Origin of the sequence: Levilactobacillus angrenensis (assembly GCF_003946085.1) — a bacterium.
In the GTDB taxonomy this organism is placed as follows: Bacteria; Bacillota; Bacilli; order Lactobacillales; family Lactobacillaceae; genus Levilactobacillus; species Levilactobacillus angrenensis.
Map to the genome: position 1 here is coordinate 119496 of NZ_RHOB01000008.1, position 26968 is coordinate 146463.

22 protein-coding genes are annotated in these 26968 nt (G+C 49.7%); 15 read left to right on the top strand and 7 right to left on the bottom strand.

Annotated elements, in window-relative coordinates:
- The first annotated feature begins 408 nt into the window (after positions 1 to 408).
- The 4 genes from EKM83_RS06490 to EKM83_RS06505 all read left to right on the top strand — a co-directional run bounded on the left by EKM83_RS06490 (position 409) and on the right by EKM83_RS06505 (position 5986).
- Positions 409 to 1836 (top strand): glycoside-pentoside-hexuronide (GPH):cation symporter, encoded by a 1428-nt coding sequence (locus EKM83_RS06490; protein WP_125575817.1) that lies wholly within the window; start codon positions 409 to 411, stop codon positions 1834 to 1836.
- Positions 1837 to 1958: 122 nt separating this feature from the next.
- Positions 1959 to 2735 (top strand): SDR family oxidoreductase, encoded by a 777-nt coding sequence (locus tag EKM83_RS06495; RefSeq protein ID WP_125575818.1) that lies wholly within the window; start codon positions 1959 to 1961, stop codon positions 2733 to 2735.
- 99 nt (positions 2736 to 2834) lie between these two features.
- Positions 2835 to 4376: an FGGY-family carbohydrate kinase gene (locus EKM83_RS06500; RefSeq protein WP_125575819.1), complete on the top strand. Its 1542-nt coding sequence runs from the start codon at positions 2835 to 2837 to the stop codon at positions 4374 to 4376.
- Between the two features lie 221 nt (positions 4377 to 4597).
- Positions 4598 to 5986, top strand: coding sequence for an MDR family MFS transporter (locus tag EKM83_RS06505; RefSeq protein WP_125575820.1), 1389 nt, complete (start codon positions 4598 to 4600; stop codon positions 5984 to 5986).
- 685 nt (positions 5987 to 6671) lie between these two features.
- Here the strand turns inward: EKM83_RS06505 and EKM83_RS06510 are convergent.
- A complete protein-coding gene (locus EKM83_RS06510; RefSeq protein ID WP_125575821.1) occupies positions 6672 to 7388 on the bottom strand; it encodes a sulfite exporter TauE/SafE family protein in 717 nt (238 codons plus the stop codon).
- Between the two features lie 137 nt (positions 7389 to 7525).
- Between EKM83_RS06510 and EKM83_RS06515 the strand changes: the two genes are divergently transcribed.
- The 4 genes from EKM83_RS06515 to EKM83_RS06530 all read left to right on the top strand — a co-directional run bounded on the left by EKM83_RS06515 (position 7526) and on the right by EKM83_RS06530 (position 11662).
- Positions 7526 to 7978 (top strand): VOC family protein, encoded by a 453-nt coding sequence (locus EKM83_RS06515; protein ID WP_125575822.1) that lies wholly within the window; start codon positions 7526 to 7528, stop codon positions 7976 to 7978.
- A gap of 329 nt (positions 7979 to 8307) precedes the next feature.
- Positions 8308 to 9186, top strand: a complete 879-nt coding sequence (locus tag EKM83_RS06520; protein WP_125575823.1) for a hypothetical protein — start codon at positions 8308 to 8310, stop codon at positions 9184 to 9186.
- A gap of 151 nt (positions 9187 to 9337) precedes the next feature.
- Positions 9338 to 9868 carry a MarR family winged helix-turn-helix transcriptional regulator gene (locus EKM83_RS06525; protein WP_125575824.1) on the top strand — a complete coding sequence of 177 codons (531 nt, stop codon included), beginning with the start codon at positions 9338 to 9340 and terminating at the stop codon, positions 9866 to 9868.
- Between the two features lie 27 nt (positions 9869 to 9895).
- The gene (locus tag EKM83_RS06530; RefSeq protein WP_125575825.1) at positions 9896 to 11662 is read left to right on the top strand and encodes an ABC transporter ATP-binding protein; all 1767 of its coding nucleotides are present in this window, start codon (positions 9896 to 9898) and stop codon (positions 11660 to 11662) included.
- Between the two features lie 61 nt (positions 11663 to 11723).
- Here EKM83_RS06530 and EKM83_RS06535 read toward each other — a convergent pair whose 3' ends face one another.
- Positions 11724 to 13451 (bottom strand): phosphatase PAP2 family protein, encoded by a 1728-nt coding sequence (locus EKM83_RS06535; protein WP_125575826.1) that lies wholly within the window; start codon positions 13449 to 13451, stop codon positions 11724 to 11726.
- A gap of 301 nt (positions 13452 to 13752) precedes the next feature.
- Here EKM83_RS06535 and EKM83_RS06540 point away from each other — a divergent pair, with 301 nt between their 5' ends.
- On the top strand, positions 13753 to 15312 hold the full coding sequence (locus EKM83_RS06540) for a glycoside hydrolase family 31 protein (protein WP_125575827.1): 1560 nt from the start codon (positions 13753 to 13755) through the stop codon (positions 15310 to 15312).
- A gap of 27 nt (positions 15313 to 15339) precedes the next feature.
- Positions 15340 to 16776 carry a glycoside-pentoside-hexuronide (GPH):cation symporter gene (locus EKM83_RS06545; protein ID WP_125575828.1) on the top strand — a complete coding sequence of 479 codons (1437 nt, stop codon included), beginning with the start codon at positions 15340 to 15342 and terminating at the stop codon, positions 16774 to 16776.
- Between the two features lie 196 nt (positions 16777 to 16972).
- On the opposite strand, the gene EKM83_RS06550 is transcribed toward EKM83_RS06545, so the two are convergent.
- Positions 16973 to 17287 (bottom strand): winged helix-turn-helix transcriptional regulator, encoded by a 315-nt coding sequence (locus tag EKM83_RS06550; protein ID WP_125575829.1) that lies wholly within the window; start codon positions 17285 to 17287, stop codon positions 16973 to 16975.
- Positions 17288 to 17307: 20 nt separating this feature from the next.
- Positions 17308 to 18384, bottom strand: a complete 1077-nt coding sequence (locus EKM83_RS06555; protein ID WP_164505611.1) for a helix-turn-helix domain-containing protein — start codon at positions 18382 to 18384, stop codon at positions 17308 to 17310.
- Positions 18385 to 18538: 154 nt separating this feature from the next.
- On the opposite strand from EKM83_RS06555, the gene EKM83_RS06560 reads away from it, so the two are divergent.
- The 4 genes from EKM83_RS06560 to pcp all read left to right on the top strand — a co-directional run bounded on the left by EKM83_RS06560 (position 18539) and on the right by pcp (position 23263).
- Complete coding sequence (locus EKM83_RS06560; protein ID WP_125575831.1) at positions 18539 to 19183, top strand: nitroreductase family protein; 645 nt, start codon at positions 18539 to 18541, stop codon at positions 19181 to 19183.
- A 10-nt stretch (positions 19184 to 19193) separates the two neighbouring features.
- Entirely contained in the window at positions 19194 to 19817 is a 624-nt protein-coding gene (locus EKM83_RS06565; RefSeq protein WP_125575832.1) for an NAD(P)H-binding protein, read from the top strand.
- Between the two features lie 543 nt (positions 19818 to 20360).
- Positions 20361 to 22580, top strand: a complete 2220-nt coding sequence (locus tag EKM83_RS06570; protein WP_125575833.1) for an alpha-galactosidase — start codon at positions 20361 to 20363, stop codon at positions 22578 to 22580.
- Between the two features lie 74 nt (positions 22581 to 22654).
- Positions 22655 to 23263 (top strand): pyroglutamyl-peptidase I, encoded by a 609-nt coding sequence (gene pcp, locus EKM83_RS06575; protein ID WP_125575834.1) that lies wholly within the window; start codon positions 22655 to 22657, stop codon positions 23261 to 23263.
- A gap of 47 nt (positions 23264 to 23310) precedes the next feature.
- Here the strand turns inward: pcp and EKM83_RS06580 are convergent, their stop codons facing one another.
- Complete coding sequence (locus EKM83_RS06580) at positions 23311 to 23934, bottom strand: DUF4867 family protein (RefSeq protein ID WP_125575835.1); 624 nt, start codon at positions 23932 to 23934, stop codon at positions 23311 to 23313.
- Positions 23935 to 24095: 161 nt separating this feature from the next.
- Between EKM83_RS06580 and EKM83_RS06585 the strand changes: the two genes are divergently transcribed.
- Positions 24096 to 24746: an MIP/aquaporin family protein gene (locus EKM83_RS06585; RefSeq protein WP_125575836.1), complete on the top strand. Its 651-nt coding sequence runs from the start codon at positions 24096 to 24098 to the stop codon at positions 24744 to 24746.
- A gap of 175 nt (positions 24747 to 24921) precedes the next feature.
- Here the strand turns inward: EKM83_RS06585 and EKM83_RS06590 are convergent, their stop codons facing one another.
- Together EKM83_RS06590 and EKM83_RS06595 are read right to left on the bottom strand one after the other, a co-directional pair.
- Positions 24922 to 25686 carry a DNA-methyltransferase gene (locus EKM83_RS06590; protein WP_125575837.1) on the bottom strand — a complete coding sequence of 255 codons (765 nt, stop codon included), beginning with the start codon at positions 25684 to 25686 and terminating at the stop codon, positions 24922 to 24924.
- 399 nt (positions 25687 to 26085) lie between these two features.
- Positions 26086 to 26877: a DpnII family type II restriction endonuclease gene (locus EKM83_RS06595; protein ID WP_125575838.1), complete on the bottom strand. Its 792-nt coding sequence runs from the start codon at positions 26875 to 26877 to the stop codon at positions 26086 to 26088.
- Between the last annotated feature and the right edge of the window lie 91 nt (positions 26878 to 26968).

Consider the following 26968-nt stretch of genomic DNA (forward strand, 5'->3'; position numbering starts at 1 on the left):
TTTACATATTTTGTGGGTAACGATGGTGAGAATCCGGAGGTGAAGCCGCATCCTCAGACACAACCAGCCGTTATTACCCTTCAGTGTAGCACAAATTAGCCTGAAGAAAGTCAATTTATAAAATAATGTAACCGCTGTCTTTGAGGGTGGCTTAGCCAAGCTTTTCTGCAAAATCGCTATTGAAATAAATGATCAAGTGAAAGTTATTTGAAAATAATTGCTTTATTGGTATAGGTTTATGAGGTCCAACAAACAGGTAATTGTGATTAATTGGACCAATTGTGAAATAAATAATTATAAAGAAAAAGGATTGCACCCGAAAACGTTTGCAGATATAATAGCAATCGAATTAGTTTTATAAAATGATTTTATAAAACCACATAAGCAAATTTTAGAGAGGTGCTTCTGGTGAGAAAATATATTTCCTATGCGCTAGGAACGTTTGGACACGACGCGTTTTATAATACGCTGAGTATTTACTTCATGATGTTTCTGACGAGTCAGCTGTTTACGAACAGCGGTGACGAAAAGATGGTCGGGATTGTGACGACGATGGTCGTTGTAATCCGTGTTGGTGAAATCATGTTTGACCCGATGATTGGGGGTATCGTTGACAATACGAATACCCGCTGGGGAAAATTCCGACCGTGGATCATGATTGGTTCTGTCGTAGCGGCCATCGGGTTGGTCTTCCTGTTCTCAGACTACTTTGGGTTAGCCTGGAACAGTCCGATTTTTTACTTAGTCTTGGTAGCGATTACATTCTTGATGATTGATGTTTTCTATTCGTTTAGCGATATCGCATTGTGGTCGATGCTGCCAGCGGTTAGCTTGGATAATCGGACCCGGACGAAATTTGGGACCGCTTCACGGATTGGCTCTACGTTAGGGGCACAGATTGTCATCGTCATTATTACACCAGCGATTTTGCTATTTTCTCATCTGATTTCTAAGGTGCCATATGGCCAACAGACTCGTGCTGGCTGGACCGGGTACGTTCTCATCGTTGCCCTGTTATGTGTGGGTGGCGCGCTGATTACTTGCTTGAACCTGAAGGAAGAACATAACCTGATTCGGGCCAACGTTAAACACACGACGGTCTCCGACATTTTTCGTGCAATTGGCCGCAATAAGCAATTGCTGTGGACGGCGGCTTCGTATTTCTTGTTTGCCTTCAGTTACGTGGTCACCAATTCACTGCTGATGTATTACTTTACTTATCGGCTGGGCAACGCGGCGGCCTACACCTGGGTTGGGGTCATCACGTGTATTCTCGGGGTCATTTCTGTGGGACTGTTCCCAACGTTGGAGACGCTGATTCATCGCAAGGCCATCTACATTGGTGGGATTGTCTTTATGTTGATTGGCTATGTGATTTTCCTATTTGCGGGCCAAAGCTTGGGCCTGGTCCTGTTAGCCGTATCGTTCTACTTCTTCCCATACCCGCTGATTTTCTTGGCAACTTTAATGACAATTACCGACAGTGTCGAATATGGTCAGCTGGTCAATGGTGTTCGTAATGAGTCTGTTACCCTGTCTGTAAGGCCACTGATTGATAAATTAGCAGGGGCTGCTTCCAATGGTATCGTTGGGATTGTCGCCGTTGTTGCCGGGATGACAGGAAATGCCAAGCCGGCTGATATTACGGCGGCGGGCGTGACACAATTCAATTTATTTATGTTCTATATTCCCATCGTTTTATTGGTTTTGGCAGCGCTTTTATTTTACTTCAAGGTCGATCTAACGGAAGCCAAGCACCAAAAGATTGTGGCAGAATTACAGAAGCGGTTGAAGCGTGAGCGAACCCTTAAGGAGGCGGATTCAGAGATCAATTAATATTACAAAAATGAAAACGGTGTCAAAAAGCTATTGACTTTTAAAAAGAATGGCATTATGCTTATTCACGAATTAAACAAAGTCGTTTTATAAAAAGACTTTGAATTTAGGAGGAATTATTCATGGGTATTTTGGATCGTATGCGTTTGGATGGTAAGAAAGCCTACGTCACTGGCGGGGCACAAGGATTAGGTAAGGCCATGGCTACTGGATTGGCTGAAGCCGGTGCCGATGTAGCCATTGTTGATATTAACATCGACAAGGCACAAGCAACTGCTGCTGAAATCGCCAAGGCCACAGGGCAAAAGGCCATCGCAATTCAAACCGATGTCACGGATCCCGACCAAGTTCAAAACATGGTCGACACGGTCGTTAAGGAATTAGGGGGCTTGGATGCCGCATTCAACAACGCTGGGGTTTGCTTGAATGTGCCAGCCGAAAAGATGACCTTCGCGCAATGGCAAAAGGTCGTTAACCTGAACCTGAATGCTGTGTTCCTGTGCTCTACGGCAGCTGGTCGTTACATGTTGAAGCAAGGTTCTGGTTCCATTGTGAACACGGCTTCCATGTCTGCTCACATCGTGAACCGGCCACAACCACAATGCTCTTACAATGCTACGAAGGCCGGGGTTATTCAATTATCTAAGTCCTTAGCGATTGAATGGGCTAAGAAGGGCGTGCGGGTCAACACCATGAGTCCTGGTTACATGGGTACTGACTTGACCTTGAACTCTGAAGACTTGAAGCCATTGATCAAGACCTGGAATGACTGGGCACCACTTGGCCGTTTGGGTGAACCAAATGAATTACAAGGCATGGCTGTTTACTTGGCCGGCGATACCAGCAGCTTCTCAACGGGTGCTGACTACTTAGTTGATGGTGCCTTCACCGCATGGTAGACCGTTGTTGGTTCGTCGCTAGTTACGCGTGCCGGTGAGCACGATAGTTAGCGGTGGGCTAATTATAGAAATTACTAGGAAAAGAGAGGAATACCACTCATGAAGTATTTAATTGGGACTGACATTGGGACATCCGGAACGAAGAGTATTCTGATGGACACCACGGGTCAGCTGATTGCTCAGGATTTGGAAGAATATGACGTTTTGACGCCACGCCCGTTGTGGGCTGAACAGTGGCCAGATGTTTGGGACAAAGGCGTTCGAGATTCTATTCGCGCCGTTGTGAAAGCCAGCGGTGTCAATCCGGATGACATTAAAGGTATTGGTTTAAGCGGTTTGTATGGTGGCTCTGGCGTACCAGTGGACAAGGACATGAATCCAGTTCGACCAGACTTGATCTGGATGGATCGCCGAGCGGCCAAGGAAACTGAATGGGTCAAAGCCAATGTTGATTTGAAACGGTTATCTGAAATTACCGGGAATGACGTTGTTGATCCTTATTATGGGTATACGAAGGTTTTGTGGATTAAGAATCATGAACCAGAAAACTGGAAGAAGACGGCAATGTTCTTGCCACCAAACAACTATGCCATTTACAAGTTGACTGGCGCGGTCTCAATTGATTACTCTGCTGCTGGTAATATTGGGGGATTCTTTGACATCAACACGGGTACCTGGTCCAAGGAAATGATGGACGCTATGGGCGTGCCAATGGACAAGATGCCACAGAAGTTCGTTGATGCCACAGAAGTTGCCGGTCGGTTAACGACAGAAGCTGCAGTTGATTTGGGATTGAATGCCGGTACACCAGTTATTGCCGGTGGGGTCGACGTTGGTGCGGCAAACATTGGTATGGGCGTTTTGGAACCTGGCCGTTATGTCGCGGCCATCGGTTCCTCAATGAACGCGGCCTTGGTTAGCGAGAAGCCAATCAAGGGACGCGGCATGATTGTTTGGCCATACCCTTACAAGTCACGTGAGTTGGTTTACAACTTTAGTGGCTCAGCAACTGCCGGTGCCATTACCAAGTGGTTCCGGGATAACTTTGGAGATGCCGAAGTTGCCGTTCAAAACCAGGGCGGTCATAACGCTTACGTAACCCTCGGTGAAGAGGCTAAGAATGTGCCAGCTGGAAGTCGCGGCTTGGTCGTCTTACCTTACTTCATGGGTGAGCGGGCACCGGTATGGAATTCCGATGCTAAAGGGATGGTCTTCGGACTCTCACTAGTACACACGAAAGCTGATTTATTCCATGCTTTCCAAGAAGGTGTCTGCTACGCATTGCGGCACAGTATTGAAAGCACGGGTCGTGACTTAGGCGACTACATTGTCATTGCCGGCGGGGTGACCCACTCTAAGGACTGGGTCCAGATGTTTGCCGACGTTACGGGCTATGCCGTTCGGACACCGGTTGACGACGCAGAAGCTAACTTGGGTGACGTGATGTTAGCTGGTTTGGCAACGGATACCTTGACGACTGATGAAGTGCAGAAGTGGCAGGTCTTAGGTGAAAAAGTTGAGCCACGTGCGGCGCAACACGAGACTTACAACAAGTATTACCAATTATACCGGAACCTATACAAAGATTTAGGCGACGATATGCATGAATTATCCGTCATTTCTGGTATCGCAGAATCATAAATACATTAGATGAAAAACGACTATCCTGGACACAGATAGTCGTTTTTTATGTGCAGTCGTTGAAAAATGCGTTTACCAAATAGTCGATTAGCGTGATTGATTCAGAGACGACAACGTTCAATCGGCAGGTGCGTCTCTCATTGACAAGCCGAAACATCGTTAGTAAGCTAAATAAAGCACGCTTTTAAAATTCTCAATTCTGGAAGGTCGTTTACCTACATATGCATAAGAACCGCTTCTCCTTTAGCCTGATCATGGTTGGTGCGTTCCTCAGTGTCTTGAACCAGACGTTGATGTCCACTGCCTTACCCGCCATCATGCGGGCGTTTCATATCACGACCGCCCAGGGACAGTGGCTCAACAACGGCTACTTATTGATCAACGCCTTGATGATTCCCACCACGGCGTATCTGATCAAACGCTACACGACCCGCCAGTTGTATTTGACGGCGTCACTGATTTTTATCGTCGGGTCACTGATTGGGGCCACGGCGGCGTATTATCCGATTCTCATCGTGGGTCGCATGATTCAAGCGCTGGGAGCCGGGATCATCATTCCACTGGTCAATGTCGTGGTGATGACCTCGACGAAACCCAGTGAACGCGGGGCTGCAATGGGTATCGTCGGGCTGGCGTTGAACCTAGCGCCGGTGTTGGGACCGACCGTGGCCGGGGTCATTTTGACCCACCTCAGTTGGCCGTACTTATTTGGGTTGACGCTGCCCCTGATGCTAGTGGACGTAGCGTTGGCACCGAAATTTTTGAAAAATGTGGGTGACCTGCACCAGCAACGACTCGACCGCACGGGCCTATTGCTGTCCGGTTTCGGTCTGACCGCGGCGCTTTACAGTTTCTCTAATGTTGGGGAGACGGCATTTTGGTCGGTGAAGGGGGTCGTTCCCCTGGTCATTGGTCTGGTTCTACTGGGCCTATTCGTCAAGTGTCAGTGGACCAAGTCCCAGCCGTTACTGAATCTTCACGTCTTTCGGTACCGCCAGTTTAACTTGCCACTGATTATCAATATGTTGTTAATGGTCACGATGTATGGCAATGCCATCATTATTCCGGTGCTGGTGCAAAACGTTTTCCATCAGAGTGCCTTCGTGTCAGGATTGACGCTGTTACCGGGGTCGGTCTGTACAGCGATTATTTCGCCCTTGAGTGGTCGCTTTTATGATAAATATAACTTCCGCCGGATGGTGATGATTGGTTTGACCATCGACATGAGCGGGTCGTTGCTATTGAGCGCGACCGGCAGCCACTCCTCGATGGCCTACGTGATTGCGGGCCAAACGATTCGCCAGTTGGGCCTGGTGCTGGTGTTGATTCCCATTCAGACGCACGCTTGGTCGATGTTGCCATTGGCGATGATTCCCGATGGGGTGGCCGTGTATAACACGCTGCGTCAGGTGGCGGCTTCATTTGGAACGGCCTTGCTGGTGGCTATCATCAGTTTGACCAGTACCAGCCACATCCATTGGTCCATGAATAGTCAGTTGGTCGGTATCAAATTCAGCTACCTGCTGTCAACGGTCATGGTGTTCGTATGCTGGCTGTTGGCACGACAGTTGCGCAAGGCTGATGGGTTGGGGGAAGTACCTGAGAAGTGAAACAATAAAGACGCAACCGTCGCCGGCTGCGCCTTTTTTTAAACAAATAACTGAAGGTTGAAAGCTGAAAATCAGCTAGAAATATTGTCACCACGCGAATCATGGTGTAAGAATTAGTCATTTACAGCTTCGTAGTTTGAGCTGGCCGCCTACCGTCCGCCAACTATGGGTTGGAACGCGGTGGGCGGACCGGACCGAGCCTGAGAAACGGTCTCGGCCTCGCTTTGAGCCGGAAATCACGTCTCAAAGACGCCAGTTGCCTAAGCGGCATGAACCGCGCCACTAAGGCAACTCCCACGGCTGAACCCATATTTGGCGGACTCTCGGCTTCAAGTGTGTGTGCTAGTAACGATTGGTTTAGCCCCAGCCAGCAGTTGATTTAGCAACTAGTCTTGAACTAACACAATATTGCTGATGATCGTCACTCTTCGCCGGAGGCAGCCAGGGTGGAGCCAGCTGTGTCGACGGTGTTGGCTGAGGTCTTTTCTCAGCCTACACCGTGGGGCGACTTGAAAGACTGGCGAACTTTGCCAGACTTTCAAGCGAACCGGAAGACCGTTCCTCAGGCTGGAGGTGTTCCCCAGAGCAGGCGGAACCCTGGCTGACGCAGGCTCTGGTTTCACTAGTTCTGGTGGGCAAAACGCTGTCGCTCCGGGAGCCAAGACATTAATTCAGCTTTCAACCTTTAGACAAATAAGTAATAGAGACCGCTGAGCCCAATGAAGACGTAAATGATGCGTTTCATGACGTCGACCTTCAGGTGGGTCAACAGGTGGGCCGCGATGGTCGTCCCGGTGATGGCACCCAGCATGCCGATGATGATGAAGGGAACCAAATGAACGGTGACAATGCCGCTAGCGACCCGCAACGTGGTGATGTAGAAAGTATCAATCAAAAAGAACGTCTGCAAGTCGGCCAGATATTGCGGTAGCGAGCGGGCCTTGGACAAAAAGTACAGGGCCATGAGCGGACCGCCGATACCGAATAAGCCGTTGAAGAAGCCTGAGATGATCATGAACATCCCAGCGATATACCAGGGATAGGCGGTGCTACCTGAGTTTTTATTAAATGAAAAATACAATGATAATGCCACCAGCAATCCGCCTAGCATCATCCGCAGTAAGTGGACATCTAAGACGTGACCCAAATGAACGGACCAACTGGCCACGCTAGCGTAGACTAGAAAGGGGATGATGATGCGTTTCAACTGAATCTCATGGCGGTTGCGGTACACCAAGGTCAGCACGCTACCGAGCATCATCAATCCTGCCACCCCGGCGCTTTGATCGATGGGTAAGATATTGGGTAAAAAAATCATCATAATGATAACGGCACCAAAGCCCGTTAGTCCTTGTACCAAGCCCCCCAGGAAGCCGGCGATGACGACCAGTAACCAAGTCACGTTGTTTTCCTTCTTTCATGGTAATCCTGCATCAAGTGTGGGGGAAACCAGAGCCGTTGTCAACCGGGTGCGTGGCTTGACAGGCCGGTAAGAAGCTTGTTTAATAAGGTTAACTAAATGAAGAGGAGCTGTGTGAAATGGATGCGCGGACGACACCTTATTTTTCCTTTGCTGATGCCAAAACGGCAGTGGCCTACTATCAAGAAGTCTTTGGGGCGACGGATGTATACCGCCTGAGTCCCAATCAGGAGCAGGCTAAGATCTTCGGGGTACCGGCCGGCGTTGACCTGACTGATATCACGATGTACGGCGGCTTTAAAATTTTAGGCTTGAATTTTAGTTTTTCAGATGCATTTGGTGGGCAGACCCAGCCGTCCAATCAAGTCTCGGTCATGCTGGACATCAACAGTGCCGACGCTAAAGCCGTGGCGGCGCTTGAGCAATTATCTGCTAAGCTGATGGCTTCTGGCAAAGTGACCGTGAAGATGCCGTACGCCCAACAATTCTGGGGCAATAAAATGGGGACCATCGTTGATCAATATGGTATTACGTGGATGCTTAGTTGCTCCCCGTGGGCGGCTCAGTGCTAATTCTAGGCACAAAAAAGCCCTCATCAATCCGAGATGAGGGCACCAGTTGATCCATAGGTTGCATCTGGAATGTACAGAGCAACTGGGCAGGCGCAAACCTGCATCACTTAGTGTACCTGTTTTCGCGAAGAATAGCTAGGAAAATTTGAAAAGTCGGCAAATTTATTGTACCGGTCAATCAGTAATTGTGTGAAATTGGTGCACGTAGCATATCATTTGAAGCAAAATAACTCGTGGGTCGACTGACTAAGGGGGTCGACCCGATTTTTGTATCTTTTGGTAAGGGACCATGCTATACTGCTTTCAAGATAAATTCGGGGAGAAAAACGATGAAAAAACAACTAACGGTATTACTGACGCTGGGCGTATTAGCAACTACCATGGGGAGTACGTCTGCGCAGGCTGCCACGGAGACGGCTGATCCGACGCCAATTTCTAGTAGTGACTGGTTACACAACTATGAATCGCAACAAGGCGCCTTTAAGAACACCTACTATCGGCTCAAGACCAAGACGCCGGCCAAACTGGCAGCCTATCGTGCCAAGGGTGGGGCTATGATTCAACGTAAGCTGACCTTGCCCAAGGGGACGATTATTAGCGCGACCAGACAGGGCAAGTATTTGGTGAAGACGGAAACTAGCCATGCTGCCGACGTGCGCTATGGCTTGAAAGCTGCTACCTTGAAAAAAATGGGGACCGTGGGTCAGGGGACGTTGGTACTGAAAATCAAAGCCAGTCAAGCGGCCAAAATCAAACGGCCAGTCTACGCGCTACCCTATGGTGGTGGGCAATTGTTGAGTGGTGGTTTAAAGGCCCTGAGTCAGGTGCCCCAAATTACCAGTCATCAGATTCGGATCACGGCGGACGGCTATTTGGAATATTACCCGAACCATCCTCACGTTGTGACTGGTGATGGCGGCTATCAGTGGACCTATGCGTTCGACCAGCGGCCAACCAAGAGTGTCAAAATTACCCAGGCCACGGTCAAGGGGAGTCGTGTTTCCCTATACACCAAGGTAAAACCGGCCGGCGTTACCAGCAGGCGGGTCGCCAAAACAGGTACCCGTCAATACCGGGTCAGCTTGACCAATCTACACACGCCGTACGCCTACACGGACAATTGGCTCGGGGATGACACTGGATTTGCTAGCCTCTATACTATCGGTAAGGCGACTGCCTATACAGTTATTGGGCAGGGGTTTAATTAAAATAGAGAAGGAAAAGCGGGTTTGATGGAACTCGCTTTTTGAGTTGGCAACCGGTAATTAAAATAAATTGTTAGTATTTAGTTAGCTTTAGTTTACAAAAGCTAACTATCATGCTAATATAATGCCATCAAGAACGAGGAGGCCAATTTTCATGACAGAAAAAAGTCGAGATTTAATGAAAATCTTCGGTAAGTTACTACAGAATCGGGCGTTATTGATGACAGTGGGCCATCAACCAGGCATGGGGGGACATGGTGGACCCGGTGGGCGCGGTCAGATGGGCTTGTTACAGGTGCTCAGCCAGTCGACGCACGGCTTGACCAATGCCGAAATTGCCGAGATTTTAGATATTCGGCCCAGTTCCGTGAGCGCGCTGATCACCAAACTAGTCGATACCGGTCTGGTAGAACGGGTCCCTAGCGAGACGGATAAGCGGGCGGTGATCGTTAAGCTCAGTGCGCAGGGGCGGGAGATGTTTGACCAGTACGATGCCCGCATGGATGATTGGTCTACCAGGCTATTCGCTGGTTTGACCGACGCTGAACAGACCCAATTGGCAGAACTATTGACGAAGCTCAACCATCACGTCGATGATTTAGACTGGCGCGAGATGATGGGTCACGACCATCCGCATTTTGGTGGGGGCGCTCGCGGACCGCTAGGCGGTTGGCCACGATTTTAGGCGTACAGACGTTGGAGGCATAGAGAGATGGCACAAAGAGTCGTACCGGCGGCCGCCCGACAACGGCCGACTGGTAAATTTGATAGCAAAGCATTTCTACGATTGATTCGTCAAACACAGCCGAAGTATTGGCAATTGTGGCTCGGCCTTATCCTCGGCATCGTGGCAACGGGGGCCCAATTGGCGGTCCCTAAGCTAGCTCAGGCACTGATCAACGGACTGGGCCACGCCCTCAACCGTCCGCTACTGATTACCGTGATTGCGCTCTTCGTTGTGAGTGCCGGTGTCAGTGCTGTTTCGGGGGCGCTCTTGGGGTTCTTCGGCGAAAACGTCGTGGCCCGGTTACGTGAGACCTTGTGGCAAAAGTTAGTGCGCCTACGGGTCAGCTACTTTGACAACGTCAAGGTCGGTGAAATGACGTCACGCTTGGTCAACGATACCATGCAGATCAAGAATTTGCTGGCTAATTCGTTTCCCCAAATGGTGACCTCACTCCTACAACTGGTGGGGGCGTTGGTGATTATGTTACTGATGGATTGGCGGATGACCGCCATTATGTTCGTGGCGGTCCCCGTCGTGATGGCAGTCATGTTTCCCATCATGCGCCAGTCCGGTAAAATCGGCCATCAGCGACAGGATGCCATGGCGACCTTCAGTGGGGCAACGGATGAAACGCTAAGTGAAATTCGTTTGGTCAAGTCCTCTAACGCGGAGGCCTACGAAACGATCAATGGAACGCAACAGATTAATGATCTGTACCGAATTGGTTTGAAGGAAGCCATTTACGATGCCATCGCGGGACCAGCCATGACGGCGGCCATGTTGGCGGTCTTCATCGGTGTCTTGACCTACGCGGCGGTGCGGGTGTCGGCTGGGACCATGTCGATGGGCACGATGTTTTCCTTTCTCATGTATCTGTTCCAAATCATTGGTCCGGCCGGGACGTTGGCGCGGTTCTTCACAGATCTGTCGAAGGCCAATGGGTCAACCGAACGGGTCCGCGACCTGTTGGCAGAAGCAGAAGAGCCACTAACAGTGGGGCCAACGCAATCCGTGAAGGATCAAACTTTGGCTATGACACACGTGGATTTCGCCTATGAGGATGACGGCCAACCCGTTTTACACGATGTGAATTTTGAAGCGCAACCCAATACGGTCGTGGCCTTTGCGGGGCCATCTGGTGGGGGTAAGTCGACTATCTTTGGCATGATTGAGCGGTATTACCAGCCGCAGCATGGTCAGGTCACGATTGGTGGTCAAGATATTGCGAACGTTAACCTCAACGATTGGCGGTCACAGATTGGTTATGTCAGTCAGGACTCTGCTATTATGGCCGGCACGATTCGTCATAACCTGACTTATGGGTCTGACCAAGCTTACAGTGACGACGAGCTGTGGCGGGTGTTGAAATTAGCTTCGGCTGATGAATTTGTCCACCACATGCCGGCCGGGTTAGAAACGCAGGTCGGTGAACGGGGCGTTAAGGTCAGTGGTGGTCAACGTCAACGACTGGCGATTGCGCGCGCCTTTTTGCGGGACCCGCAGATTTTATTACTGGATGAGGCGACGGCCAGCCTGGACTCTGAATCAGAGGCTATGGTACAACAGGCCTTGAGCGAATTGATGAAAGGCCGGACGACGCTGATCATTGCCCATCGGCTGAGTACAATCGTGGATGCGGATAACATTTACTTCATTGAAGATGGCCATGTCAGTGGTCATGGCACTCATCAGGAATTGATGGCGAGTCTGCCGATTTACCGTGATTACGTGCGAATTCAATTTAAAGCGTAAGCAAAAGGACCACAACTATTGGCGCGTGCCGGTAGTTGCGGTCCTTTTGGATCACGCAAGATTATTTAACGAGTTTAACGGCGTGTTGGGTGTAGCTGAGGTGCCAGCCCTTAGGTAAGCCGGAAACATGGCTGAACTTGCCCTTGTGGTTGTGGAATGTCAGTAGTTTCGTGCCATTCTTCAAGGCGCCTTTGGTCAGCGTCAGGGTGCCCCCGAGCTTAGCCGTCTTCTTAATGGTTAGGTGACTATTCCGAGCCAATTTTAATTTCCCGTGTTTTTGTTGGTAACTGCCATTGACCGTAGCCTTGGCGGTGCTGAGTTGCAGGGTGCCGCCAGTCAGGTTGACGTTGCCCTTACCGGTAGCGGTGGCTGTCGCCAGCTGCAGGGTCCCGCCCTTGACAGTCGTACCGCCGGTGAAGGTGTTGTGACCGCTGAGCGTCAGTTGACCAGAGCCATTCTTGGTCAAGCGGCCCTTGCCGGCCAAGTTGTTGCGCCAGTTGTCTTTGGCATTGAAACCGCCTTGCTTAGCGTTCATTGTCACGGCGACGTTGTCGTTTAAGGCGCCGTAGCCGTTAGCAGCGGAGAAGAGGTCCAAACGACCCCAACCTTCGGCGTCATCCATGACCGGGTAGCCAGAAGGCATTCCCGTCGTGTAGAGCACGTCGCGCCGTTGGGCCGCTGACAAGTAAGGTAAGCGGGTTGCTAACAGGACTTCGGCGCCTTTAGGTACACGCATGGCGGCGGTCGTGTTCCCCGTTTGGTTGAAGCCATAAGTCATCCGGAAACGGTAGGCGTCACGGTTAGTTTGGTAATCGCTAAAGTCATCAGTAGACTTGGCGACCGGACTCTTGAGCAGGGCGTCGCTGTGAGCGACTTGGTAAGCTTGTTTCATCAAGTCTTGGTTGTTGCTGTCACTGAGCGTCGCGGCAGTCATTGCGGTACCGACCATCCGGCCACCCATGACGGCTAACGGTGAATGCCGTCCAGCCAGGACCCGGTCGTAGCCCACTTCAGAGGAGCGGGTGATCAGTTCTTGGAAACGTTCTGGAACCGCATAGGCCAAAGTCAACCCGGTTTCGAAGGCCGCAGTCGTGTGGCCGCTAGGAAAGTCGTAGTCGTCCGGTTTGGCGTGGGCCATCACGTTGGCCAAAGCAGGCACGACCTTGACGTCCTTGCTTTGGCGGTAAGGCCGTTCATATTTAACGACGTGCTTGACCACCCCGGTACCGGAGAATGGCGAGCGTGCCGTGGTGTTGACCAACTGGACTAAGGGGCCCAGCTTAGATGAGGTGGCTGCCCAGTCGACCTTACTGTAAGGCGCGTTGGCGGGTAGCGGGGTGCTAGGCATTGAAGTGAAATCAGTCTTGGCATCCGCATTTTGAATGAAGGCGTTGGCGTAAGGTCCCAGCCCAGAGATCAAGTTGTAGCGCAGGTCGCGGCGGTCAGTCAAATAGGAACGTTCTGCTTCACGGTCATTGCGTTGCTGAGTAATCGTGGCGGCCTTGGCGACGTTTTGGTCGAGCAGTCCGGCATTAAGTTTTTTGCCGTCAGCCCAATATGTAGAGAATTCAGCCATTTCACCGACGACGGGGTTCGTCTGCGGCGAGGTGTTTTTGGCGACGTTGGCCTGATAGGTATCGATGAAATAGCCGTATGGCGCGGCTTTCGGGGTGAGGTCATCCGTTGCGGCACTGGCTTGGACGGTCGAGGTGACCAGGGGCAAAGTGATGGCAGCTAGGGAAAGTAACCCAGCGGCTTTCCGGGTCCAAGGATGTTGACGTACTTTCATGAAAATTCCACCTTTCAAAATGAACGGGTCGACTAACTTTTCTATTTTCAGGTACATTTTCATCATACCCGAGGGAGCTTTCAAAGTCAGTAGGGTTAATGAAAATGATACAGAAAGCATACCAAATCAATACATGGCGTTCGTTTTAAGCCGGTAAAGCAAGTGATTTAACTATTTGTCCGGTAGAAAGACTTAATGGGTTATATGAAAGCGATTCACTTTGCTACCAATTTCTGTGGGAGTTCGATATGATGTTGACGGAAGTTGGGTTTCAAAATTGGATTTGGAAAGGAATTTTGTGATGATTACTGTCAACGAATTAACGACCAACCTAAAGCAACCACTTCAAATTGAGATTCTATCCGGCGAAGACTGGTATGGCGGAAGTATTGCGGACGGGTCGCAGTACCCGCTGACCAAGGGGAGTGCGTATACCCTGAATCTCATTCATCTGGTGAACGGCAATCAAGTCGCACCAGCTTTTATTTCGTCTAAGGGCCGCGTCATGACGAGTCAATCGCCATTTTCTGTGACGGTGGCCGATGATCGTCTTAACGTGATTGCCCGTGACCAGATTCGCTTGGTGGCCGGCACCGAGGGCCTCAAGGGTGCACAACAGTGGTTGGCCCAACACACCTTTGAACTGGGGAGTATGCCGCCCGCTGACTTTTTCGAGCTCCCTCAGTGGAATACCTGGATGGAACTGCTTTACCAGCAAAACCAGACCGACGTGTTGGCATATGCACACCACATTATTGAAAATGACTTTCCGGCCGGGATCATCATGATCGACGACCTCTGGGCGGACTACTATGGCCGCTGGGAATTCTCAGCGCGCAAGTTCCCCGATGCCCCAGCAATGATTCAAGAGTTACATAAATTAGGATTCAAAGTGATGGTTTGGGCATGTCCCTTCGTCAGTCCCGATTCACAGGAATACCGGGATCTGTTGGCTAAAGGGATGTTACTGATGCGGCCGGATGGCAAGCCCGTTGTCCGGGAATGGTGGAATGGCTTCAGTGCTATTTTAGATTTGAGCAATCCGGCGACCTATCAGTGGTTCAAGGAAACGCTCCAAGACCTGCAGGCCAAGACTGGCGTGGATGGCTTCAAACTAGACGCTGGTGACCCGCATTTTTATCAAGCAGACGACGTGTCCAAGATGGAACTGGCGCCTGAGCAGCAAACGGAATTGTGGGGGCATTTCGGCCAGGAGTTTGCCTACAATGAGTTCCGGGCGATGTATAAAAATCAAGGCGCACCGCTGGTCAATCGCCTCCAAGACAAGCGTTTTGAGTGGGGAACCGATGGCTTGTCTGAATTGATTCCGGATACGATCATTCAGGGCCTAATGGGGTATTACTTTAGTTGCCCAGATATGATTGGTGGCGGTGAAATTCGGAGCCTAGTGGAGCTCGACCATTTTGACCAAGAACTGATTGTCCGGTCAGCACAATGCTCTGCGCTGATGCCTATGATGCAGTTTTCCTTGGCGCCTTGGCGGGTACTAGACCAAGACCACCTCGATCTCTGTCGGGAAGCGGCTGACTTACACCAGCGGTTTGCACCGACCATTATCAAATTAGCCGAGAATGCGGCCAAGACGGGTGAACCCATCGTGCAGTCGATGGCCTATGATCACCCTGAGACCCCGCAAGCTTATTTGAAGACGCAGTTCAAGTTGGGCCCCGTAATTTTGGTGGCGCCGGTCATTGAACCCCACGCCACGACTAAGTCGATTTATTTCCCAGCCGGTCAGTGGCAATCTGTGACCGATGAATTGGCTCAGCCAGTCACGGGGCCGGCGGAAGTCGATGTGCCCGTTACCCTGGCCAGCTTACCCGCGTACCAGCGCGTCTAGGCATTTGACAGAATCGAGGATGAAAGCATGGAATTAGAACAACACGGCAACCAAAATAAAGTCTTAACGCGGACGACCTATGCCTTTGGGGCGTTTGGCCATGACCTCTTTAACCAAGTCATGAACAGCTACTTCATCATGTTCGTGACCAATCACTTGTTTAATGGCAGTGATACGGCGGCGAACAACCGGATGATTGGACTCATGACGACCATCATCTTTGTTCTGCGAATCGCGGAACTGTTCATTGATCCTTTCATTGGCAATACGATCGACAAGACCAATACCAAATGGGGGAAGTTCAAACCCTGGGTCATCGTGGGGACGTTGATTTCTGGCATTTGTATGATGCTCTTATTCAGTAATTTATGGGGACTGACGGCGCGGCCATTCCTGTACCTGTTTGTTTTCACGTTTATTTACATCATTATGGATATTTTCTTCTCGTTTAAAGATATTGGACTTTGGTCCATGCTACCGGCCCTGTCATTTGACTCACTGGAACGGGAAAAGACGGCCACGTTTGCCCGGATTGGTTCTACGCTAGGGGGGACGATTGTGACCGTGACCATCATTCCTGTGATTTTGTTCTTCTCCAACACCAATACTGGTGGTACCGGGGACTCACGCGGGTGGTTCATCTACGCCGCGATTGCTGCCATCATCGCTATTTTGGGAGCGCTTTCTATTGGCTTCGGGACCCGCGAAGTGGACTCGCCACTGCGGGAAAACAAAGAAGAAACTGGGTTTAAACAGGTCCTCGGTGTGCTGGTCCACAACGACCAACTCATGTGGTTGTCCTGTGCCTACCTGCTTTACGGGATGGGCGCGTACCTGACGAACTCATTGATGCTGTACTACTTCACGTACGTCCTGGGGCATGCGGCCATGTTCTCCATCCTCGGGGTGGCCAACATGATTATTGGGTTCCTGGCCGTTTCCATGTTTCCAGCGTTGGCGAAGAAATTCAAACGGCGCAACGTATTCGTTTCCTGTATTGTGATCTTACTGGTCGCCTTGAGCATCTTTGCCTTTGCGGATAAAAATGTCTGGCTAGTGATTGCTGCGGGGGCGCTGTTTAACTTGCCACAACCACTGATTTTCCTGGTCGTCTTGATGACCTTCACGGATATCGTGGAATACGGGCAATTGAAGTTGGGACACCGGGATGAATCATTGGTCTTATCCGTCCGGCCTTTGATCGATAAATGTGCCGGGGCCATCGTGACGGGAATTACCGGGATGACGGCGGTGCTGGCAGGGATGGCTGGTAACGCCAAGGTTGCCGACATCACCGCTAGCAACGTCTTGACGTTTAAGCTGATCATGGTGGTAGCACCGGCCATCACGGTGCTGATTGGGACCTTCATTTTCCTGAAGAAGGTCAAAATCACCGAGGCCAAGCATGCAGAAATCGTGGCAGAACTGGAAAAGACTTGGAATAAAGGTGACAAGCAAGATTAATTGATTGTTGTGTAAAGGAGAGTGGGACAAAAGGCGGTTAGCCGGCGAGCATTAAGGCTGATAACCGAATAATCTCGGGCTTGGATTGTTTGGTTATCAATTTTAAGCGGAACCGGCTGCCTTTTGGCGCACGTTTCGGCCATTTAAAGTTGGCGCAAAATGGGTCTGGGATGTTTTGTCCCAGACCCATTTTCGATTAACGTGAAAGTTCGTGAACCAGCTGTTGATTACCCCAGTCTTCCAGTGAGGTCAAAATGTTGTGAAACATGACGCCGCTGGGCGTGAGACGGTAGCTGTAGTCATCCTCGGGAATGCTGGTGATAAGTCCCCAGTCTGTAAGCTTTTTCAATCGTAGTAGCAGGTTGAACGTGGAAATGCCGCGGACCGTCCGCCGTAATTCCATGAAGTCGGTCGGGGCGGGATCAAGTTGGTACAAGATGAGTGCGTACCAGCGTTGGTGCAGGACCTCAAGTCCCAGTTCGCTGCCGAGATTGAGTTGGGTTAATGCCATGATGGGTCTTCCTTTCAGGATTAGAGTTGAAGAAAATGAAAAAGTCGATAGCTGAGGCGTAGGCCAAAAGTTTTATCCGGATTGGTGAAGTCAACGGGAATCAGCGCTTGAATTTTGGCGAGTCGTTTAGCCAGGCTGTTGCGGTGGAGATGCAGGTGGGTCGCCGTTTTACTGACGTGGCAGTCGTTTTCCAGGTAAGCGAAGAGCGTGTGAAACAACTCGGCGTGATGCTGGTCGTCGTAGTGTTTCAGCGTCAATAGCTGCGTGCACATGGTATTGCGGAGTAAGGCGCCGTTGTCGACGTGATTGAGGATGACGTAAATATTGTATTTTTGCGTCGAGTTGACGACCGTCCGCGTACCCAATTGCTGCGCCATTTCACTGGCTTGGCGACAAATGCTGAGAAAGGCCGGCGTCTGGACGATGTCAGCGTAGGGCTCGGATAAAAAGAAATAGTGATCGAACTGCTGGCCTAGTTGCGCTAACCGTGGTTGCGCCTGAGCTAACTGGGATTCGGTCAGCAAAAAGACCAAATCGGCTTGGTTTTCGGTCAACGGTAGCGGAGCGGCTAATTGGCGCAAGGCTGCCAGTAGACCGGCCTGATGGGGGGCCTGCTGCGTGGCCGTGGCGGTGACGCAAATGAGTCTTTCTGTCGTCAGCGATTGCAATAACTGTGTGTCCGTAGTTTCCGGTGTCGCTAATAGTTGAGCCAGCGCAGCGTTAGCCGTGTTTTGATTCGGATTGAGAGCGTACCGGTCCGTGAAGTTATTGATGACCTGCAAGACCAGTTGTACCTGCTGTTGCGTGAGGGGGTAGCTGGGTGATTGGGCTAAGAAGAGATACCACGGATTGAGCGCTTGCGGATTCAAAACGTCCCGGATGAATTGCTGCTGGCCATCAGTATAGCGGTTGTCAGTGGCCAGCGGGTCCAACCAGTCGGTGGGGATGGCGGTCAGTGGGGCGTGTTGTTGACTGATGATTTTCCCCGACTGGTCAACGATTAAGATGGGTTGTTCTAGATAATCGGCAACCAGTGCTGTCAGTTGATCCAGAGTGGCGGTTTGAATTGCTTTTAATAATAAAGTTTCGGTTTTCAAAATTGTTCCTCCAGTGTGCAAGGTGACCACTATTAAATCAAATGTGTGGGCATTTATCATCTTGTGATTACTTTAAGGCTGGTGTTATAGTAGCACCACGTTGAAAGATAGCTTAGCATTTAGTGGGCAATTTGTCTACTGGGAGGAATGGCAAATGGATTTTACTGAAGTTGTGAACCAGCGTCACTCGACACGAGATTTTACGGATCAAGTTATTGACGCAGAAGTTTTACGAAAATTGGTCCAGCAGGCCCAGCAGGCTGCCTCTTGGGCGAATGCGCAACCATGGCAAGTAGTCATTGCGACTGGTGAGACGTTGCAACAGATTCGCCAGCAGCATCGCCAGCTGACTCAGCAAGGAATTTTGGGCAATGCAGATTTGACCGTTGCCCACCGAACGGAATGGTCCGCCAGCGCGCGGCAAAATATCGCAACGTGGAATACTGAATTTAGCCAACACTTGCGGCAGACTGGCAATGAGATTGATTTTCAGAGCGGCTTATTCAATGCGCCAGCGATCGCTTATTTGGTCGTGCAGGCACCCGTGAATGAGTGGGAAATCTTTGACCTGGGGGCGTTTGCCCAGCTGCTTGAATTGAGCGCTACCAATCAAGGCATACAGTCGATTCCGGCTTACGAGCTGATTAAGTATCCAGACATGTTGCGGCAGACATTAGGTCTTGAGGCAGACCACCGCCTCATTATGGGGATTGCGCTTGGCTATGAGAGTCAACAACCCGTCAATCAGTTTCGCTCCTCACGAGTCAAGCAGACGAATATGTTAACGATTAAAGATTAGGAGGACTCACATGAAAATTATGGTTATTGGCGGTACCGGTCGCATCGGTAAATTGTTGGTTACGCAATTACGTCAACAGGGACACACGGTGATTGCGGCGTCGCGACACGCTCAGGATAGTGCGGAGACAGTTTATTTTGACCTGCATGCTGCACCGCAAGAAATGGCCCAGAAACTTTCGGGCCAAGACGCGGTCTATTTTGTGGCGGGATCGCGGGGCAAAGACCTCTTACAAACAGACCTGAACGGCGCAGTTAATGTTATGCGAGCCAGTGAATTAGCGGGAGTCCAACGTTTCATCCACTTGAGCTCCGCATTCGCGTTGCAGCCAGAACGTTGGTCAGAGGGATATTTGGCGAACTTGACGGACTACAATATTGCTAAATACTTTGCGGATGACTGGTTGATTCACCGAACCAAGTTGGCTTACACGATTCTTCAGCCGGGAATTTTGACAGAAACGCCAGCGACTGGACGCGTCACGTTCGATGTGCAGGCACCGGGAGAAAATCCTTTGGGCGATGTGGCCACGGTCTTGGCGAACCTGATTTCACAGCCAGCGACCATTGGCAAAGTCATCATGATGGGGAGCGGCGATACGCCCATTGCGCAAGCGTTGACGACAATCAAGTAATCGTTTATAGCATCCTAGTGAGGACTGGCGGACTCTCGGCTACAAGTGTGCTTGCCAGTAAAAGTCGTCTTAGCCCCAGATAACAGCTGATTTGGCAACAATTTCTTAACTAACACAGCGTTGCTGAAAATCATCAACTCGCCGGAGACAGCCAGGGTGGAGCGAACCGGAAGACCGCTCCGCAGGCTGGAGGTGTTCCCTATAGCAGGCGGAATCCTGGCTGATGCAGGCTCTGGTTTCACTAATTTTAGTGGACAAAACGCTATCACTTCGGGAGTCAAGGTATTAATTCAGCTTTCAACCTCGTATTATATAAGTAATCTTCAGATAACAACTAAAGAAATAATTACCGGGCGTAACCACTTAAAGGTTAGGCCCGATTTTTTGGCTTATTTTGCGAACAGGGGGTGACAAATTTCCGTTGGATTTCGTTTGTATTAGTGAGGGGACTTTTTTCCGGGTTACCGACTAAGTTAGCTGTCAGCGCTTACAAACTATGCTACGATAACTTTAGGTGTCATCAATTATGAAGGGAGTACGCACATGTCAATCTTAGTCAAGGAACATCAATTTCACTTGCAAACGGACCATACCAGCTACATCTTTCACGTGATGGAAAATGGGGAGTTGGGCCAGCTTTACTACGGGCAGCGAATCCATGACCAGGCGGCTTTTCCTGAACTGACCGTTCGTGAAGAGCACGGGGCCATTCCGGCTTGGCGGCTGGACCATCCCGACTTTCAACCAGAAACGTTGAAGCAAGAATTTGCCAGCTTGGGTAAAGGGGACTACCGCGACCCGGCTTTCCAGATTACCGGACCGGATGGCAGTCGCATCAGTGAGTTTCGCTACCGGGATCATCAAATTTTGCCTGGTAAACAACGACTGGACGACCTCCCGTCCACGTTTGACGACAGTGACGACGATGCGCAAACGCTGATTATCACGCTGGTCGATGCCGTGACGGACCTGACGTTGACCCTGAGTTATGCGGTCTTTCCACATCAAGATGTCATCGTGCGCAGTGCGAAATTCACCAATCGAGGTCAGTCAACCGTGATGCTTGACCGCGCGTTGAGTTTGCAATTGGACCTGCCGGACGCCAACTATGACCTCCTACAATTCTCCGGGAGTTGGGCGCGCGAACGGCATTTACTGCGCCAACCGTTGCGGAGTGGGATTCAGAGCGTGGGTAGCTTGCGGGGCGCCTCCAGCCACCAGCAAAACCCGTTCATTGCCTTGGCCCGGCCAGACACCAACGAGGATCACGGGGCTGCACTCGGGTTCAACCTGGTCTATTCCGGTAACTTTTTGGATCAAGTCGAGGTCGACGCCTTTGGTACGGCGCGCATTTTAACGGGCATCAATCCGACTGAATTTGGCTGGCAATTAGCGGCCGGCCAAAGTTTCCAAACGCCAGAAGCCGTGATGAGCTACACCAGCGCTGGTCTGAATCAGTTGAGCCAGCAAATGGGCGTCTTCTACCAGCACCACTTGGTCAATCCCCGGTTTGCGCAACAACCGCGGCCCGTCTTAATCAACAACTGGGAAGGCACGTACTTCGATTTTGATGAAGACAAGTTAATGGCGATTGCCCGTGAAGCCAAGCAACTGGGCATTGAAATGTTCGTATTGGATGATGGCTGGTTCGGTCATCGCGACGACGACACCACGTCACTGGGCGACTGGGACGTTTATGCGGCTAAATTGCCGAACGGCATTGCCCATCTGGCCGACCGAATCCATGGCTTGGACCTGCAGTTTGGTCTGTGGTTTGAACCAGAAATGATTTCTATCGACAGTGACCTGTACCGGGCCCATCCCGATTGGACGGTCGTCGCCCCCCAACGGGAGATGACGCCTGGCCGGAACCAGTTTGTGCTCGATATGGCCAATCCGGCAGTGGTGGACTACTTATATGGTAAGATTAGCAAATTGATTCAAGCGGCGCATCTGGACTACATCAAGTGGGACATGAACCGGAACATTACGGAATCGTTTAGCGATACGCTCCCGGCTGAGCGTCAAGTCGAATTCGCTCACCGCTACATGCTAGGGGTCTACCAGTTATATGCCCGGCTGACGACGGCTTATCCGCACGTGTTGTTTGAATCGTGTGCCTCTGGTGGCGGCCGGTTCGACCTGGGAATGATGTACTATGCGCCGCAAGCCTGGACCAGCGACGATACCGATGCCGTGGAACGGTTGCGTATTCAGTACGGCACGTCGTATGGCTACCCACTCGCGATGATGGGTGCGCACGTTTCCGCAGTGCCCAACGACCAAACGGGCCGGATCACGCCGCTGGACACGCGGGCAGCTGTGGCTTACTTCGGCGACCTGGGCTACGAGCTCGATGTGACGCAATGCACGGCGGCGGAAAAAGCGGCCATTAAGGCACAAGTTGCCTTTTACCAGGCCCACCGCGAGTTGTTCCAGCAAGGGACGTTCTACCGGTTGGACAACCCATTTGCGGGGGATGGCAACGTTGGTAGCTGGCAAGTCGTCAGTGGCGACGGCCGCCATGCGGTAGCGGCGCGTTACCAAATTTTGAACCAACCTAATCCGGCGTATCATCGTCTCTACTTGCGCGGTTTACTGGCAAATCAGCGGTATCGGGTCAGCGGGGATGATCACGTTTACTTCGGCGATGAGCTGATGAACGCGGGTCTCTTCATTCCCCATTTGTTAGCGACCACGCAAGGTGTGGAGGCCTCTGCTGACTTCAGCGCGCGGGTCTTCACGATTGATGCGATCGATTAGCAAAAATAAGTGGCGGCACCGTCTCGCTGGTGTATAATTCTCATTAAATACTCATAAAGTGAGGCGGCCTGCGTATGAAAATTTTAGTGACTGGTTTTGATCCATTTGGTGGTGAGGCGACGAACCCAGCGATTGAAGCGGTTAAACGATTGCCGGCGACGATTGCGGGAGCGGAGATTATCCCGTTACTGGTGCCGACGGTATTTGAAACGGTCGGTCCGGTTGTCCGACAGGCCATTCTGGCCAAACGACCGGATGTCGTCTTGAGCATTGGCCAGGCGGGTGGTCGCGCGGCGTTGACGCCGGAGCTGGTGGCCATTAATTTAGCCGATGGCCGCATTCCCGACAATGCCGGTGACCAGCCAGTTGATCGGCCTCTGCAAGCTGAAGGGGCGACGGCGTACTTCACCGAGCTGCCGGTCAAGGCGATGGTACAAGCAATTCGGGATGTGGGACTGCCCAGCACGGTATCAACGACGGCGGGGACCTACGTTTGCAACGCGTTGATGTATCAGGTCCAGTATTTGCGGGCAACTGAATTTCCAACGCTGCGGGCGGGGTTCATGCACATCCCGTTTTTGCCCAGTCAGGTGGTGACCAAGCCGGGAACACCGTCGCTGGCATTGGCCGATGATGTGCGCGGCATCACGGCGGCTATTACGGCAATCGTGCAAAATCAGTAAAAAAACGAGGCCAGACGATTCGTCGCCTGACCTCGTTTCGTTTTAGCTTAAACGCGTAAGTTTTCACCGACTAATCCCACGAAGGCGCCTTCTTTGTGGGCGTCCGGGTGCGCAATCAGCCATTTGTTCGTCTTGAATAACAACCGGTTCATCGGGTCCTGCGTGTCGACGGTGAAGTCGAGGTCCAGGTTCGTGCCAGCGGGGAGCATGACCAAGCACCGGAAACCGTCTTGGCCAGGGGCTTCACAAGGCGCAAAATGCAGCGTGGTGGCGTAGACTTCGATGGCCGTGCCCTTAGGAATCAGGAAGGCTTCTAGTTGGTCGGTGTCGTAGGTCAAGTCGTCGTGGATGTCTTGACGCTTGCCCAACAGGAGGACGAAATCCGTGGCCGCCACGTTGATTTCAGAACTACTGTGGAATTCCAAACAGTTCAGCAGATGATTGTGGCCGATGCAGTAACCAGTCTCGGTCGGGACACCGCCGTATAAAGTTTGTTCCAGCCGGTGTGCCGCCTTGGTATCGGCCAATGCAGCGGTGTTCGCCACGTATTGCGTCTTTTCAGGTGGATAAGGTACGGCGGAAAGGTTCGTGATCAGTTCATCTAAATCACCAGCGTTAACGATGCGCCCATAAGGCCGAAAGCGTTCGTCGGTTACGTCAAAAATTTGCATCAGAATCATCCTTCCAGTTGTAGGTTACGTTCAGTATGCGCGGGATTTGTGAACATTGTTTGATTTGGGGGTTAAGAAATTGCGGAAATTGCATAATGGTACCGTACAATCCGTAATTGTTTTATAATAATCGAGATAGGAAAAATTGGAGGAAATGAGTAATGCAGAAATATTTAGCAGAATTTTTCGGTACCTTTATGCTAGTCTTCTTGGGTACAGGTGCTGTTACAGTAGCTGAAGGAAATACGTTAACAATTGGTCTTGCTTTTGGGTTAGCAATTACGATTTCGGCGTACGCATTTGGTGGAATCTCTGGTGGGCACTTTAATCCAGCCGTGACTACTGCTATGTTAATAAATCGTCGAATTGGTGGAAGAGATGCAACGGGGTATATTGTTGCTCAATTGTTGGGGGCCACAGTAGCATCAGGACTAATAAAATTATTTGTTGGCGGATTGGGTCTCGCCACCAATCAACTTGGACAAACAGATTTCCCAAAAATTTCAACTGGATTGGCTTTCACGGTGGAAGTAGTAGTCACGTTCTTATTTCTACTAGTAATTTTGAATGTTACGAGTGATCGCCATGGTAACAGCGACTTCGCTGGAATCACAATTGGGGTGACATTGGCTTTCTTGATTATTGTTGCTTTGAACCTGACAGGGGGATCATTGAATCCAGCGCGCTCGTTTGGTCCTGCTATTTTGGCGGGTGGTAGTGCATTAACGCATTTATGGTTGTATATTTTAGCCCCAGAAGTTGGCGCAATTCTTGCAGCTTTTGTTGCAAGGGTTATGGGGAGTGAAGACTAATTCGGGGTTATTGGATACTGATTCAGCTGTTGTTTGATGATGTTCGACTGCACATTTAAAAATACTGGTGTCGGTTTGGATGAAAACTAAACTAGCACCAGTATTTTGATTAACTTTCTTCAGAAAATAAATGATATGATTAGCGGCCAGTAAGATAATTCAAAAAGTTAAAAGTTTATTTTTCCTCATTTTGAATTCGACGTGTAGCGATGTCTAAGTATTCACTAAAAAGATCTATACCAATACATTGGCGCTGAAGCCTCTGACAGGCTACAGCAGTTGTACCACTGCCTAGAAAGGGATCAAAGATTAGCATATTTGAGTTAGTAGATGCTTCTAACATTCGTATGAATAGACTTAGGGGTTTTTGAGTTGGATGTTTACCAAAACGTTTTTCAATTTGCTTAATGACAGGAGTTGACCATACATCAGTCATCTGTTTTCCGTGATTGCGTTCACGCATGAGCTGATAATTAAAAAATTGATAGCTTTTTTTACTTTTCTTGGCCCAAATAAGTGTTTCTGTAGAATGTGTGAACATTCTGCAACTAAGGTTAGGTGGGGGATTCAATTTTTGCCAGGTTATGTTATTCAAAATATGATAGTTAAATTTCTTCAATAGATAACCGATTTCAAAAATATTATGCATGCTACCAAAAACCCATAGAGTTCCATCAGGTTTTAAGATGCGTTTAGCTTCCGTCAAAAAAATACTATTGAATTGTTCGGTATTTTCGTATTCATCACTAAGCTTGTCCCAGTTTCCTTTGTTAACACTGACTTTTTTACCACCGCGATTTGAAAATCCGTCATTTGATAGGAAGTATGGTGGATCAGCGATGATAACGTCGACGGAGTTTGAACGCATTAGCTTCATTAACTTTAATGAATCTCCTTGGTATAGTCTGATGAGGTCGTTTTTATAATAAGCACTTTTCATGTGTGATAAAATACCCTCCTATATGGCTTAATGGCTGGTGTACAAAGTGAGGTTTAAACTATGAGGTTCTAGTTATTAAGTATAAGGGAGATGTAATTGGCTGTCGTGAGAATGGATGTTCGTTTGAGAGAAATTCTAAAAAAGTATAATCATGGTCTGCTAGCGTATCGTAAATTTACTCCCATGCGAGCGGAGAAAATGTTTATTCTTCCAAGAACTAGGTTGTGTAAATGTAGTTGTTTTTCTAACTCGTGTTAAGATATTTAGAATACTGTGTTTTTTCCTGATGGTGACTTTTGATCTGTCACAGAAAAACCCCTACTTTAGTAAACAAGCTTTAGTTGTTCGCTTGCCTACCCAAGTAGGAGTTAGCTGATTTAGACGGAATTAAATTTTCAGTTATTTCAACAGCTGCTCAATATACCCTTTCTTAACCATTTCAAAGTTAAATAGATACTTAATCTTTTCAATCGCGGAGCTGATATGTGAAATATCATGAGCCCAGCCATCACCAGAAGTGATATAGATGAATTGAAATCCAGCATCCTCAAGTATGGACTGTAAATTAGTGAATTCACCTGCTACCGATTTTAGTTTTGATCCGCCGGAATTAAAAAAATTAATTTCAAGTAAAGCTAAATGATTAGTAGATTTTTGATAAACTGCGCCATCGAAACGACGATTGGTTGGAATATTTGATTCAGTCAAATCTAAAGTAAAAGCACTTTGCATAACTTTGATAGTTCCCTGGTTAACAAACGAAAAGTCATCTGTGACAGGTGTGTATACTGTTTTTCCGCTACTTCTATCGGGCTCAACACGGGTGGCAAACTGGGATAATTGTTGATCAAGAAAGTCTTCGCCAAGCTTTCCACCGCGATTTTTACGAGCGTTGGTGTTAATTCCAAGTTCAATACCACGGGCAAGATCTCTAAAATTTTGAATAGGATGTTCGACTAAAAATTCCGCTAAGCCGGATTCTTTGATAAAACGTAGATGTGCATTCAAAGTTTGTTCAGGATTAGTGTAATCAAGGTGATAATCATCATCTTGGACTTCTAATCCGCGAACATCTAGGACCTTTTCGATTCGAATAGCTAGTAGCAAAGGAACAAGTGCTATTTGATCTAAATTATTGGTAGCGTCAAGAATCTTGTGTAAATGAAATGCCTTCGTACATATAATATGTATCTAACTTAAATAAATGATGCTTTCAAGGTGTCCTGGAGTCCTTTGAACCCTCGGTGGATCCGCTTCAGAGACTTCTCGTTATAAACATTAA

Coding starts and splice junctions, on each gene's coding strand:
- EKM83_RS06540 (WP_125575827.1), top strand. CDS start 13,753: ATGATTACTGTCAACGAATTAACGACCAACCTAAAGCAACCACTTCAA.
- EKM83_RS06560 (WP_125575831.1), top strand. CDS start 18,539: ATGGATTTTACTGAAGTTGTGAACCAGCGTCACTCGACACGAGATTTT.
- EKM83_RS06590 (WP_125575837.1), bottom strand. CDS start 25,686: ATGAAAAGTGCTTATTATAAAAACGACCTCATCAGACTATACCAAGGA.
- EKM83_RS06570 (WP_125575833.1), top strand. CDS start 20,361: ATGTCAATCTTAGTCAAGGAACATCAATTTCACTTGCAAACGGACCAT.
- EKM83_RS06545 (WP_125575828.1), top strand. CDS start 15,340: ATGGAATTAGAACAACACGGCAACCAAAATAAAGTCTTAACGCGGACG.
- EKM83_RS06500 (WP_125575819.1), top strand. CDS start 2,835: ATGAAGTATTTAATTGGGACTGACATTGGGACATCCGGAACGAAGAGT.
- EKM83_RS06505 (WP_125575820.1), top strand. CDS start 4,598: ATGCATAAGAACCGCTTCTCCTTTAGCCTGATCATGGTTGGTGCGTTC.
- EKM83_RS06535 (WP_125575826.1), bottom strand. CDS start 13,451: ATGAAAGTACGTCAACATCCTTGGACCCGGAAAGCCGCTGGGTTACTT.
- EKM83_RS06520 (WP_125575823.1), top strand. CDS start 8,308: ATGAAAAAACAACTAACGGTATTACTGACGCTGGGCGTATTAGCAACT.
- EKM83_RS06550 (WP_125575829.1), bottom strand. CDS start 17,287: ATGGCATTAACCCAACTCAATCTCGGCAGCGAACTGGGACTTGAGGTC.
- EKM83_RS06580 (WP_125575835.1), bottom strand. CDS start 23,934: ATGCAAATTTTTGACGTAACCGACGAACGCTTTCGGCCTTATGGGCGC.
- EKM83_RS06585 (WP_125575836.1), top strand. CDS start 24,096: ATGCAGAAATATTTAGCAGAATTTTTCGGTACCTTTATGCTAGTCTTC.
- EKM83_RS06515 (WP_125575822.1), top strand. CDS start 7,526: ATGGATGCGCGGACGACACCTTATTTTTCCTTTGCTGATGCCAAAACG.
- pcp (WP_125575834.1), top strand. CDS start 22,655: ATGAAAATTTTAGTGACTGGTTTTGATCCATTTGGTGGTGAGGCGACG.
- EKM83_RS06495 (WP_125575818.1), top strand. CDS start 1,959: ATGGGTATTTTGGATCGTATGCGTTTGGATGGTAAGAAAGCCTACGTC.
- EKM83_RS06565 (WP_125575832.1), top strand. CDS start 19,194: ATGAAAATTATGGTTATTGGCGGTACCGGTCGCATCGGTAAATTGTTG.
- EKM83_RS06525 (WP_125575824.1), top strand. CDS start 9,338: ATGACAGAAAAAAGTCGAGATTTAATGAAAATCTTCGGTAAGTTACTA.
- EKM83_RS06530 (WP_125575825.1), top strand. CDS start 9,896: ATGGCACAAAGAGTCGTACCGGCGGCCGCCCGACAACGGCCGACTGGT.